Below are 13830 nucleotides of genomic sequence, written 5' to 3' on the forward strand. Positions count from 1 at the left end.
AAGGAGGGTGCCATGACGCAGATGAAATCGATTTCAGGAATCTACAAATCGGGATCTACTCATATGGTAGGGGACGGGTTTCCGGTACGGAATATCTTTCCAAGTCAGAATCTGACCGAAGAGATCAGTCCCTTTCTGCTCTTGGATTATGCGGGTCCGGCATCGTTCCCTCCTACGAATCAACGGCTGGGTGTCGGGGAACATCCTCACCGGGGATTTGAGACCGTGACCATCGTCTATCAGGGAAAAGTCGCGCATCGGGATTCAGCCGGAAACGGAGGAACTATCGGACCGGGCGATGTGCAATGGATGACGGCGGCTTCGGGTGTGGTGCATGAAGAACTTCATGAACAAGCCTGGGCCAAGGAGGGTGGCACGTTGCAGATGATTCAACTCTGGGTCAATCTTCCCAAATCATTAAAAATGGGCGCGCCCCGCTACCAAACGGTCCTCAATGAAGACATTCCGCAATCCAATCTTGGGGGACAAGGCAGTGTGCTCCGTGTGATCGCCGGTGAATATGAGGGACTCAAAGGGCCGGCCAAGACGTTCACGCCTGTGCACCTGTATGATCTGAGATTGGTTGCCGGACATCTGGGTGAGCTCAGTCTTCCGGTCGGATATAATACGGGCCTGTTCGTCCTTAGTGGGAAGTTGGTCTTGAATAAATCTCACGAAGTCGGGGAGGCCGAAATGGCTCTCTGCGACCCGCAGGGAACGAAGGTAAATTTTGAGGCCACGGAGGAGGCAAGGGTGTTGGTGCTGAGTGGAGAACCGATTCCGGAACCGGTCGCCCGCATGGGCCCTTTTGTCATGAATACTGAGGAAGAGCTTGTGCAGGCTGTGAACGATTATCGTGCGGGAAGAATGGGACGACTTGAGTAAGCCGATATTCGAGCTTCTTGATGGAAGGAAAGCGTGAAAAATTTTGTTCGGCTGTAATAATAGTGGTGAACCTTCGTCTACACATTTACAGAAGATGATGCCCTGCAATGAAGATGTAGGAAAGACAACCCTTATGGATAAGCCAATCATTCAGAGGACAGCACAAATTGAAAATTACGACTTAAATGTTGTGAATGGAATAGAACGGAATTGGTGGGAACCAACCAGATGAATGCAGCCATACTCAGACCCGTTTCAGTATACATTGGCAATGGGCGCGCCGTGATTCGTAGGAGTGTTGGATTACTCCTGATTCTTCTTGCAGGATGTGGGCAGGGAGATACCTCCCCTCCGGCTCCTCCACCGCCGACGGTGGAAGTGGTGACGGTCACCACCCAGGATCTCCCCGATGAACCCGAATTCATCGGACAAACCGAGGCCTTTCGGCCTGTGGAGATCCGGTCACAGGTGACGGGCATCATTAAGAAAGTTTTTTTCACTGAAGGCAGGAATGTCAAGCAAGGTGACCGGCTGTACCTCATTGACCCCGTGCCCTTCAAAGCGGCTTATCTGAGTGCCAAAGCCAGGGTGACGCAAGCGGAGGCTCGACTGGTACAAGCGAAGCAGGATTTTGCTCGAGTCAAACCTCTTCTGAAAGAGCAAGCGGTCAGTCAAAAGGACGTGGACGATGCGGTGGCGGAAGGGTTAGCCGCCAAAGCCTCCCTGGAAGCGGCGCATGGGGATCTGGTCAAGTCCAGGTTTGACCTGAGTAATACCCTGATCGTCGCTCCGATCGGTGGACGTATTTCGAAAAGCCGGTTTTATGAAGGACGTCTGGTGTCCGCCCAGACAGACCTGATGACCACCATCGATCAGCTGGATCCCATGTATGTCAATATGTCCGTTCCGGAAACATATTTGTTGCGGCGGCGGCGTGAGTTGGCGGACCACAAAGTCGAGAGGCCCGATCTCTTTCAATTGCGCGGAGTCATGACGTTCGCTGATGGCAGTGTCTATCCCCATGAAGGCAAATTGGATTTTGCCGATGTGGCCATCCGGTCGGAGACGGGGACCTTACAGGGCCGGTTTGCCTTCCCCAATCCTGAGGCTGATCTTTCTCCCGGTCAATCCTATTTGTATCCCGGACATTTTGTCCGCATCCGGCTGAAGGGGTATATCCGGACTGATGCGATTTTGATTCCTCAACGTGCGGTTCAACAGGGTCCTAAAGGCACATTTGTGAATGTGATTGGACCCGACGATAAAATCGAAGTGCGCGAAGTGGACGCGACCGGTTGGCGTGGCGGCGATTGGCTCATTGAAGAGGGCCTTCAACCGGGAGAGCGAATCGTCGTCGAAGGGTTTCATCGAATTCAACCGGGTATGCAGGTGAATCCAGTGCCGTTCCGGAATGGTGAGGCCACATCGGAAACCCCGGGCCATGAGAATCCGACACCTCCCGAAGCCACGCAGGAGAACTCATGAGTTCTCATTTTTTTATTGACCGTCCTATTTTTGCCACGGTCATTTCCATTGTGATTGTGGTGGTGGGACTGGTGTCTCTCCAGGTTCTTCCCATCGCTCAATTTCCGGAAATCACTCCGCCTGTGGTCCAAATTGAAGCCGATTATCCTGGTGCCAGCGCAGAAGTCGTGGCCGAAGCCGTGGCGAGGCCGATTGAGGTGCAACTCCCTGGGATCGATAATCTCCTGTACTACGATTCTTCCAGCACCAACGACGGTCATATGACCATCCGATTGACCTTTGAAATCGGGACGGATGTCGATATCGCACAGGTCCAAACTCAAAACCGTCAACGTTTGGCCGAGCCACAGCTTCCGCCGGAAGTTGTCCGGCAGGGTATCACCGTCAAAAAAGTGTCTCCCGATCTACTCGGGGTGGTGGCGTTGAGTTCCAGTGATCCTCGTCAGGATACGGTCTTTCTTTCTAATTTTGCGATTTTGCGGATTGTGGATAACATCAAACGGCTTCCCGGAGTGGGGGATGCGTTGATCTTTGGCGGACAGAACTACTCCATGCGTCTTATTTTGGACCCCATTCGTATGGCTCAAATGGATGTGACGCCCACTGATATTGCGAATGTGGTTCGTGAGCAGAACCGGGATTTTCCGGCTGGCCGGATCGGACGCGAGCCTGCCCCGAGTGGAACTGAGCTGACCATTCCCGTGATCACGCAAGGACGGATGAGCGAGGCCAAAGAATTCGAGGACATGATTGTCCGGGCGTATCCGGATGGTTCCATGGTGCGTCTCGGCGACGTGGCTAAGGTTGAGTTGGGGGCACAATCCTATGACCTCGAGGGACGGTGGAATGGCAAACCCAATGTCTTTATGCTGACATTCCTCTCCCCAGGAGCCAATGCCCTTGAAACCATGAAACGAATCAAGGACGAGATGAAGAGTCTCACGAATATTTTTCCTGCTGGAGTCTCATACGACATCCCGTACGATACAACCCGATTCATTGAGGTTTCTATTCAACAAGTGGTGAAGACCCTGGGAGAAGCATTGATCCTGGTTATTTTGGTGGTCTACCTCTTTCTTCAAAGCTGGCGCGCAACATTAATTCCAGCCGTGGCTGTCCCCGTTTCTTTGATCGGCACGTTTGCGGGTATGGTCGCCCTCGGATTTTCGATTAATACCTTGACTTTGTTCGGCATGGTCCTGGCCATCGGGATTGTGGTGGATGATGCGATCGTGGTGGTGGAAAATGTGGCCCGGCACATTCAGAACGGACATCCCCCAAAGGAAGCCGCGAAGCTGGCCATGACGGAAGTGACCGGCCCGGTCATTGCGCTCGTCGTGGTGTTGGCGGCGGTTTTTCTGCCAGTGGCATTTCTGGGAGGTATTACCGGCGAACTCTACCAGCAATTTGCGATTACCATTACGCTGTCCGTGGTCCTTTCCGGGGTCGTGGCCTTGACACTCAGTCCGGCCCTCTGTGCGTTGATTCTCAAGCCGGATCAGGAACGGGAGGCCGGGTTTTGGAAGAAATTTAATGATGGATTTAATTGGACGCAGAATCGATATGTGGGGACGGTTGGCTCGATACTTAAACACGCGGTGCTCTCGCTGGCGGTCTTTGGGGTTCTGCTTTTTGTCATCGGTGGACTGTTTCAAGTTCTGCCGTCCAGTTTTTTGCCGGATGAAGATCAGGGATATTTTATTTCGGTCGTGCAATTGCCGGACGGGGCATCCAAGCAGCGAACCATTGACGTGATTGAACAGGTTGAAAATTATTTTCTTTCGGTTCCCGAAGTGCACTCCACCGATGCGCTGGTCGGGCAAAACTTCGTCTTTAACACTCGAGGGTCGAATCAGGCGACGATGTTTGTGCCCTTGCATCACTGGGATGACCGCACGCAATCGGATCAGCATGTTAAATCTCTGATTGGGAATGCCTTCAAAAAGTTTGCCGAAATTCCCGAGGCGCTGATCCTGGCTTTTAACGCACCTTCCATTCGTGGATTGGGGACGACCGGAGGATTCTCACTGCAATTACAGGATCCGAGCGGTGGAGATTTCAAACAGTTTTCCGCCATCACGCAACAATTTGTGAGCAAGGCGAAACAAGACCCGGCCATTGGTGCGATCGGCACAAGTTTTCGCGTCACCGCGCCGCGTTTGTATGCCCGCGTCGATCGGGAACGAGCCAAGGCCTTGGGTGTGCCTATTTCCGAAGTGTTCGATACGATGCAAGCGTATTTCGGCAATTTCTACATCAACGATTTCATTAAATTCGGACGAGTCTATCGAGTGCAGACCGAAGCGTTGCCGGAGTTCCGGTCGAGTCCCGATGACATTGCGAAAATTTATGTACGTGCCCGAAATGCCAAGGGTTCGACGATGATTCCGCTTGATACGGTGGTCAGTACGGAATTTACGAGCGGCCCGGATACCGTGACGCATTTCAACGGTTTTAATACCGCCTCCGTTCTGGGAGCTGCGGCTCCGGGGTATAGTTCTGGGGCTGCCCTTGATGCGTTGGAACGACTGGCTCAGGAGGTGTTGATTCCCAAGGGCTATGATATCGATTGGAGCGGGATTTCCTATCAGGAACGGAAGACCGGCACCGAGTCCATTTTTGCCTTCGCCTTCGGCCTCTTAATGGTGTTCCTGGTGCTTGCCGCGTTGTATGAAAGTTGGTCGGTGCCTTTTGCCGTGATTCTTGCCGTGCCGTTCGGTCTCTTCGGGGCTCTATCCGCCGTCTGGATTCGGGGCTTGAGCAATGATATCTACTTTCAAATCGGCTTAGTGACCTTAATCGGGCTTGCGGCACGAAATGCGATTCTGATCGTCGAATTTGCGAATCATCGCTATGAGGGAGGGATGCCGCTGGTGGAGGCAGCCTTAGAGGCCGTCCGTCTTCGATTCCGGCCGATCATTATGACCTCTATGGCGTTTATTTTAGGCGTGGTTCCCTTGGTCATTGCGTCCGGTGCGGGTGCGGCCAGTCGTCAATCCATCGGGACAGGGGTCTTCGGCGGCATGTTGGCGGCGACATTTTTAGCGATCTTTTTTGTTCCGCTGTTTTTTGTGCTCATCAGGAAGTTGGGGTCACGAATGAAGGGGAAATCTGCCGACATTCTCGCTGAAGATCAGGATGAGCACATCCTTGATGGAGAACGATAACATGCGTTCGTTCTGTGCCCTCTTCTTGTCGTCCGTGTTGCTTATGTCCTGTGCCATGGGACCGGACTACTCACGGCCCGATATTAAAACGGCCGACCAGTTTCGCATGTCCGACACCGAAGGGGAGTCTATCGCGAATCTTCCCTGGTGGGAATTGCTTCACGACGAGGAATTGCAAAAACTCATTCGTGTGGCGTTGGAGGAAAATAAAAATCTTCAAGAAGCCGCCGCCAGTGTCGAGGAATTCCAAGCTCGAGTGTTCATCGAACGAATGGAATTTGCCCCTCAATTAAGTACGCAACTCAATGCTCCGGTTTTAGGGAAATTTGGCGGTTTTGCCAGACAGGGATTCCCCAGCAACTTTAGTTATTTTGGAATCGGGAATTTGAATTGGGAGATTGATATCTGGGGACGCATTCGTCGGTCAAATGAAGCAGCGTTTGGCGATTTGCTTGCCCGCGAAGAAAATCGACGGGCCGTCATCCTTCAGTTGGTCAGTGGTGTGGCAGGAGCGTATTTGGAACTGTTGCAATTCGACATGCAGTTGGACATTGCCAAGCGAACACTTGGTTCGTGGGAAGAATCGGTGAAAATTGCCCGTGCGCGATTACGACAAGGGGTAAGTTCAAGACTCGATGCAGACCAATTTGAGGCTGAACGGGCCAATGCGGCGGCCCGGGTCGCTCAATTCGAGCGGCTCATGGTGCAGAAGGAAAACGAACTGAGTGTATTCCTTGGGCGGAACCCCTTTAGAATTCCTCGGGGCCAGATTCTCACCGATCAGATTTTTCCGCCAACAGTCCCGCCCGGTCTCCCTTCGGAATTGCTCCAGCGCCGTCCGGATATCGTACAAGCCGAACACGAATTGGCAGCGGCGACCGCCCGAATCGGTGTTGCGAAAGCGGAACGGTTTCCCAAGTTTTCGATTACGGGTATTCTTGGTCTCGCAAGCCCACAACTTTCGAGTCTGGTCAGTTCCGGCAGTGAATTTGGGCAAGCCGGCCTGGGACTCGCCGGTCCGGTGCTCAATGCCCAGATTCTGGGGTTTCATCAAGAAGCCGTGGTGGCACAGGCAAAGCAGGTGTTGGCGCAATACGAGCAGACCATTCTTGTGGCATTCAAAGAAGTAGAGGATGCCCTGGTGGCAGTGCGCACGGCCGAATCCCAAGGGATTGCCCAGCAGGAACAGGTGACGGCTCTCCGGTCGGCCTTGCGTCTGGCCGACCTTCGCTATAAAGGCGGCCTGACCAGTTATGTGGATGTGCTCATCGCCAAACGGGATTTGTTCAATGCCGAACTCGAGCTTACGTCCACCCGTCGTCTGCATTTGGTGTCGATGGTGCAACTCTATAAAGCGTTGGGTGGAGGATGGTCCCCGGAATCTCCTGAAGGAACCATTGCCATTTCCAGCTCATCATCCGAGCAAAGCAATCCCGGTAACTGATAAAGTTGAATTTCAGTGCCGGATCGTCATTTCGCAATTGATGTGGTGGAATTCTCACAAATACGTGTTACTATGAACTTAGGTACCTCTGACTTCATAAGATAATATGAAAAAGTTTTACTTTCAACATTTAGACATTGGCCGAACAAACATCATGGGCCTCGATTAGACCGTCTGACAACCTTTCCCAAGTCCATGTAAGTTTCTGCCAATTACAGTCGTGTCAAGCCTTGCTTATCACTTAAATTCAGATTTTTAAAAAAATGGCAGTCAGGTGTATCGCGTGTTCAATCCTTCCTTGTTTCTCTGAGTAGGCTGAAAGCCACCTCACGGACGTTTCTATCCCGCACACACGTTTGGGTATATCCGCTCCTTGATCAATTATCCGCTTGCTGGAATGCGTTCCTTTATATATGCTGTTTTCTGATGGTGGATGGTTTTCAAAGTGGGATTGAGTTTTCGATGTAGGGAGAAACCTACATTGCTGAAATATTGAGGACGATGGTTGAAAACGTTGGAAACACTAGGAATATGGCGGAAGTTAAGCGCATGGCGGGCCGAGATTGCGTAGTATTACTGTTTCTTTATTAATACATCATTCTTGTGCTATTAAAAAAAATTCTTGGAACGAATCGCCAAACAGTGGGTATTGAACTGGAATGGCCTGCATTACTCTCTGATTTCCTCTTAGGTACATATTTTGCTTTATGTAATATATACTCATTATTCTAAATAATGGTTGCTTTGCACAAATCTATTTGTGTATGTTCGCTTAGGATTTGCACTTAATTATTTAATATTACGCATCACTATTTTTATATTATGTTTTAAAAAGTGCGATGGATTATATTTTAATTTCATTTAATTATTCTTATACCAATTTTTTCATCTCCCCACTTTCATTTCCCCCCAATTCATTTTCATCCATTTTTTATCCTGATGATGTATTACACGATGTTGCAACGTAATACTCCCGGAATTTATTCGTTCAGAATCTGAATTAGGTTCATTCAATTAGGGCAGGGTATTCGACTGTTTTAAGTAACGGGCGGGTTTGTGTATGCATTTTCGAAGAAAAATTCTAATTAAATTAATGCATTTCGGTGACCTGCTGTTACTCGGCATGTCTTTTCTGATTGTTTTGTGGGTGTTCTATGCACAGAACAACAGCCTAATGGCCTTTGAGGAATTTTTGGCATTGCGAATTAAAATTGAAAATTTTCTCGTAGGGGCTGTCATGGTGGGAATCTGGCATGTTGGGTGTGCCTCCTTGGGGCTCTATGAATCGAAACGACTGTCTACGATCGCCCAGGAGGTACCGGATATCCTTAAAGCCACTTTGCTCGTGACCTTTGTCACGGCAGGGATCGCTCTACTATTTCGAATCGATATGGTGTCCGCCGAAGTACTTCTAAGCTTTTGGATTCTTTCGACTGTACTGATATGTCTCAGCCGGGTAGGTGTGCGAGTAACGTTGGCATGGATGAGACGAAAGGGAAGAAATTTACGCAATATTCTCATCATTGGCACCAATCCACGTGCATTAGCATTCGCTAAAGAAATTCAATCCAAGCCTGAATTGGGATACTGCCTACTAGGATATGTGGATGAGCCGTGGGATGGACTCAATCATGAGCACCTTGAGGATGTTCCTATTCTAACTGATCTCAAAAAATTCCCTGGATTTATTCGAACGTTTTCGGTTGATGAAGTGCTCCTCGCTCTTCCTTTTCGCTCTTTTTATCAAGAAGCTGCTCAAGTCGTGGCACAATGTGAAGAGCAGGGTATTCTCGTTCGTGTGTTGGGAGATCTTTTTTCTCCGAAGCTGGCAAAGTCTACCATTGATGAGGTGGGACTTCATCCCACTTTCAGCCTCAATACCGGAGCAATTGGAGATCAGGCTGTTTTGATTAAACGAGCTATTGATTTAATTATTGCCATCCCTTCGGTTATTCTCCTTCTCCCATTTTTTGCAATCGTCGCTGCGGCCATAAAATTGAGTTCACCTGGACCGGTCTTTTTCATACAGGAACGAGTCGGGTTGAATAAACGGTTATTTCCTTTTATTAAATTTCGGACCATGGTGCCCGATGCTGAATTACAGCAGGCGGAACTCGAACATTTAAACGAAGTCGATGGAGCTGCATTTAAAATTACCAACGATCCTCGGGTGACACCATTAGGGCGCTTGTTGCGCAAAGCCAGTATTGATGAATTACCGCAATTAATAAATGTCATCAATGGAGACATGAGCCTGGTTGGCCCACGGCCGCTTCCGGTTCGAGATCTTCAGGAGTTCTATGAGGATTGGCATCGTCGACGCTTTAGCGTCAGGCCAGGTCTCACCGGTCTATGGCAGGTCAGTGGGCGAAGTTCTACCTCCTTTGCTAAATGGATGGAACTTGACCTGCACTATATCGATAAGTGGTCAATCTGGTTGGATCTAAAAATCTTGTTCAAGACCATTCCGGCTGTAATGAAAGGAAGTGGGGCGGTTTAAGATCTCTTTTTTAATTTCCCCCCAAACTTAATATATGTCAAAAACTGCGCTTATTACCGGTATTACCGGACAAGATGGGTCCTATCTGGCCGAGCTTCTTCTTTCCAAGGGATACTCCGTTCATGGAATAATCAGACGGGCCAGCACCTTTAATACTGCTCGCATTGATCACATCTATGCCGACCCTCATGATCCCCATACCAAGCTTTTCCTTCATTATGGCGATCTTACCGATTCAGGCCAACTGACCAATCTGATCTATAATACGCAACCTCAAGAGGTCTATCATCTCGGAGCGCAAAGCCATGTCCGGGTGAGTTTTGATACTCCAGAATATACCGGAGATGTGACAGGCCTAGGCACCACCCGTATCCTTGAGGCTATAAAGCGAAGCGAGGTATCCTGCAAATTTTATCAAGCTTCCTCGAGCGAAATGTTTGGAAATGCCAGCCCCCCTCAATCGGAGGATACCGCCTTTTATCCCAGAAGCCCCTATGGAGCGGCAAAGGTCTATGCCTATTGGATGACAGTCAATTACCGGGAAGGGACTAATTTATTTGCCTGCAATGGGATTCTTTTTAACCATGAATCCCCCAGACGAGGAGAAACCTTTGTCACGCGGAAAATCAGCCGCGCAGTTGCTCATATAAAAGCTGGAAAGCAAAAAGATTTGTATATGGGAAATCTGGAAGCTAAAAGGGACTGGGGTTTTGCGCCAGAGTACGCAGAGGGCATGCACCATATGCTTCAAATGGATACACCGTGTGATTTTGTTCTGGGTACTGGAGAAACTCATACAGTTCGGGAATTTGTCGAGGAAAGCTTTGGGTACGTTGGTCTCGATTGGCGTGATTTCGTGAAGGAAGACCCACAGTATCTGCGTCCAACCGAAGTCGATGTCCTGGTTGCCAACCCTGAAAAGGCGCATAAGATACTCAAATGGCAACCACGGATCACCTTCAAAGACCTCGTCAAAATCATGGTCGATGCGGATATGCGAAAGTTGGGAATGGAACCCAAAGGGGATGGCGATTCCATCCTTCGTCAGAAATTTCCACAAAAGTGGTGGAAGGGTGATTAGTCATTTCAGGATACTGAGAATGCAGCACTCATGTACCCATTTTATCCAATTCACCTGCGGCAGGAACACCTCAGTTGTGCCATGCTAATTCTAGCCGTAATGCTCAACAATGGAACCAACCAGTAAAATATACATAGCCGGTCATATGGGAATGATGGGTTCGGCCTTTCTGCGTCAACTTCAGGCCAGAGGGCAGACGCATATTCTTACACGAACTCGTCGTGAACTGGACTTGACGAATCAAGCTGCAGTCCAAGGCTTTTTTGAAAATGAAAAACCGGATTATGTATTTGTGGCGGCAGCCAAGGTCGGAGGTATCATGGCCAATGCCACCTATCCCGCCGATTTCATTTATCAGAACCTGGCGATTCAAACCAATATTTTACATGCGGCCTATCTCTCCGGGGTGAAGCGAGTCTTGTTTTTGGGAAGCGTGTGTATTTATCCCAAGCATTGTCCCCAACCGATTAAGGAAGACTATCTGTTGACCGGCGCGCTTGAGCCGACTAATGAACCCTATGCCATTGCCAAAATTGCAGGATTAAAAATGTGCGAGGCGTATAATCGACAATTCGGGACGCAATATTTGTGTGCGATGCCAACGAACCTCTATGGAAGCGGGGATAATTTTGATCTGGAAACCAGCCATGTGTTACCTGCACTCATCAGGAAATTTCATGAATTAAAGGTTTCTGGCACTCCTGTTACGCTTTGGGGCACAGGTCAAGCCAGCCGGGAATTTCTTCATGTTGATGACTGTGCGAACGCCTGCCTTTTCCTCATGGATTTGGATCCTGAGCGATTTCAGACCTTGCTCGAATATCATGCCGGTCCCTTGGTGAATGTCGGGAGTGGAGAGGACATTAGTATCCGGGGTCTGGCTGAAATGATTAAAGAGCTTATTGGAGTATCCGGGCAGATCAATTGGGATTCTACTAAACCAGACGGAACCCCCAAGCGGAAACTGGATATAACCCGTCTCCATGCGCTGGGTTGGCAGCCCAATATTTCTCTTTCCAACGGCATCAAAATGACCTATGACTGGTATTTGCGACACGATACGCCTGGGCAACTTATGGAGGCTCATTCTTGAATACTATCGGAATGCTCCCCTCCACCAGTCCCTCTGAATTATCTGATTCCACGAAAGGGATGGCCAGGCAACATTCTCCTTGTCCGCCAAAATTTAATCTATTCGGTATCGGAGTCAGTCGGACTGATTATCAGGAAGCCACCATTCTCCTGATTCAGGCAGCTCAAGAACGCCGCTCTCTGATCGTGGATCATATGCCTGTGCATGGCCTCATCGAAGCCTGTTCAGATTCTTCCTTGAAGAATAAAATCAACCAGTTCGATATTGTCGCCCCGGATGGGCAGCCGGTTCGGTGGGCATTGAATCGATTTCATCAAGCCAATCTTTCTGACCGTGTATACGGTCCCGAGTTAATGCTGCGGTTATGTCACCAGGCCGAGCAAAAAGGAGTTGGTGTCTATCTCTATGGAAGCCAGCCGGATGTCTTGGGGGGATTGAAACGAAATCTTCTTCACCGGTTTCCTTCGCTACGAATCGTGGGAGCCGAAGCTCCTCCCTTCCGACCGCTCACCCAAGATGAGGATCAGGCGGCTGTAGCTCGAATCAATGCGAGTGGCGCCGGGCTTATTTTTTTGGGTCTGGGATGTCCAAAACAGGAGCATTTTGCCTTTGATCATCGTGAAAAAATCCACGGTGTGCAATTGTGCGTCGGTGCGGCCTTTGATTTTCATGCCGGCACGAAAGAAATAGCACCGCCTTGGATGCAACGAAACAGCTTAGAGTGGGTATTTCGTTTGTGGTGCGAGCCCAAGAGATTATGGAAGCGGTATCTTGTCACGAATTCCATCTTTTTATGGAAAATACTAAGGCATGAATTCGGTATTTTGAAATGATCAATCTGAAAATGGTTTTTTCCGTATTCTTTGCCTCGAGGCTGGGTTCTTATTCTAACCGGTTCAATCGATATGCATAAATTTTAATTGCTAAAATTAACACCTAAATCTTTATCTATCATATATTCCTAACATACATATCTATATTATATTTCTAACATACACAATATTATCGTGAGGTAGACTGTGAAAATACTTTGCCTTGGGGGAGCCGGATTTATTGGATCTCATCTAACAGCTCGACTCCTTAAAGAAAGACATACTGTCACTGTGGTCGATCAAGCCCACGACAAGATTCAAGAGTGGGTCGGTTTTGATAATCTGAGAGTCGTCAAGGAAGATATTCGAAGGCCAGATTGGGGGTTGAGGGAACTGGTTCAAGACGCGGATGTGGTCATAGATTTGATTGCCTATGCGAATCCCGGGCTTTACGTAAAAATGCCATTAGAGGTTTTCCGGTTAAATTTCACCGAAAATTTGAAAATTGCCGAAACCTGCGTAGCACTGAATAAACGATTAATTCAGTTTTCGACGTGCGAGGTATATGGCAAAACCCCTGCTAGTTTCATGAACGGTCATTTGCTGAATTCTGACGATCCCCGACATGCCACTTTCTCGGAAGATAGCACAAACCTCATCATGGGGCCGGTTAATAAGCACCGTTGGATTTATGCATCAGCTAAGCAATTGTTGGAGCGAGTGCTTCACGCCTATGGTTTAGAACTGGGTTTTAATTACACGATTATACGTCCATTTAATTTTATTGGCCCCAAGATTGATTTTCTCCTAAGCGAAGGTGAGGGGATACCGCGAGTCTTTTCATTTTTTATGGATGCGCTTCTCACTGGAACCAATATGAAGCTCGTGAATGGGGGACATCATCGGCGTTGTTATACCTATATAGATGATGCGGTTGACGCGATTTATCGTATTATCATGGATGTAAATGGTGTCTGTAATAGGGAAATATTCAATATTGGAACACCTTCGAATGAGATTTCCATCAGGGAACTTGCAATCAAAATGCAAGATATTTTTGTTCGAAGGTACCCGAGAAATGACCTTCCTCTTCCTCAGATTGTCGATGTTTCCGGTGAAGAGTTCTATGGTAAAGGCTATGAGGATTCAGATAGGCGAATCCCTGACATTTCAAAGGCAGAAGCGTTAATTGGGTGGAAACCTCAATGGGGATTAAACGAATTGTTAGAAAGTACGATGGATTACTATGTTAATCACGTGAACATGACACGGGAAAAGATAGCACCGGCACTGAAGGAAACCCATATTTAGTATATGAATGAACAATGGAATGCCCTTCTCTCACTTTCTTTACACAGGATTA

At 48.6% G+C, this 13830-nt stretch carries 9 protein-coding genes; all 9 read left to right on the forward strand.

Translation table 11 applies throughout. The features are described from left to right. Nucleotides 1-21: 21 nt before the first annotated feature. Nucleotides 22-885 carry a pirin family protein gene (locus tag ACWHYD_RS05385; protein WP_447965829.1) on the forward strand — a complete coding sequence of 288 codons (864 nt, stop codon included), beginning with the start codon at nt 22-24 and terminating at the stop codon, nt 883-885. A 228-nt stretch (nt 886-1113) separates the two neighbouring features. Continuing rightward, the gene (locus ACWHYD_RS05390) at nt 1114-2370 is read left to right on the forward strand and encodes an efflux RND transporter periplasmic adaptor subunit (protein WP_447964886.1); all 1257 of its coding nucleotides are present in this window, start codon (nt 1114-1116) and stop codon (nt 2368-2370) included. Next, nucleotides 2367-5537: a multidrug efflux RND transporter permease subunit gene (locus ACWHYD_RS05395; protein WP_447964887.1), complete on the forward strand. Its 3171-nt coding sequence runs from the start codon at nt 2367-2369 to the stop codon at nt 5535-5537. The genes ACWHYD_RS05390 and ACWHYD_RS05395 overlap by 4 nt, the downstream gene beginning before the upstream one ends. Nucleotide 5538: 1 nt before the next feature. After that, nucleotides 5539-6981: an efflux transporter outer membrane subunit gene (locus ACWHYD_RS05400; RefSeq protein WP_447964888.1), complete on the forward strand. Its 1443-nt coding sequence runs from the start codon at nt 5539-5541 to the stop codon at nt 6979-6981. Nucleotides 6982-8041: 1060 nt separating this feature from the next. Beyond that, the gene (locus tag ACWHYD_RS05405; RefSeq protein WP_447964889.1) at nt 8042-9481 is read left to right on the forward strand and encodes a sugar transferase; all 1440 of its coding nucleotides are present in this window, start codon (nt 8042-8044) and stop codon (nt 9479-9481) included. A 34-nt stretch (nt 9482-9515) separates the two neighbouring features. Further along, complete coding sequence (gene gmd, locus ACWHYD_RS05410) at nt 9516-10562, forward strand: GDP-mannose 4,6-dehydratase (protein ID WP_447964890.1); 1047 nt, start codon at nt 9516-9518, stop codon at nt 10560-10562. A 109-nt stretch (nt 10563-10671) separates the two neighbouring features. Next, nucleotides 10672-11655: a GDP-L-fucose synthase family protein gene (locus ACWHYD_RS05415; RefSeq protein ID WP_447964891.1), complete on the forward strand. Its 984-nt coding sequence runs from the start codon at nt 10672-10674 to the stop codon at nt 11653-11655. Beyond that, nucleotides 11652-12488 carry a WecB/TagA/CpsF family glycosyltransferase gene (locus ACWHYD_RS05420; protein ID WP_447964892.1) on the forward strand — a complete coding sequence of 279 codons (837 nt, stop codon included), beginning with the start codon at nt 11652-11654 and terminating at the stop codon, nt 12486-12488. The genes ACWHYD_RS05415 and ACWHYD_RS05420 overlap by 4 nt, the downstream gene beginning before the upstream one ends. Nucleotides 12489-12674: 186 nt before the next feature. Beyond that, a complete protein-coding gene (locus ACWHYD_RS05425) occupies nt 12675-13778 on the forward strand; it encodes a bifunctional UDP-4-keto-pentose/UDP-xylose synthase (RefSeq protein WP_447964893.1) in 1104 nt (367 codons plus the stop codon). Nucleotides 13779-13830 lie beyond the last annotated feature (52 nt).

This window comes from Nitrospira sp. Ecomares 2.1, assembly GCF_965152585.1.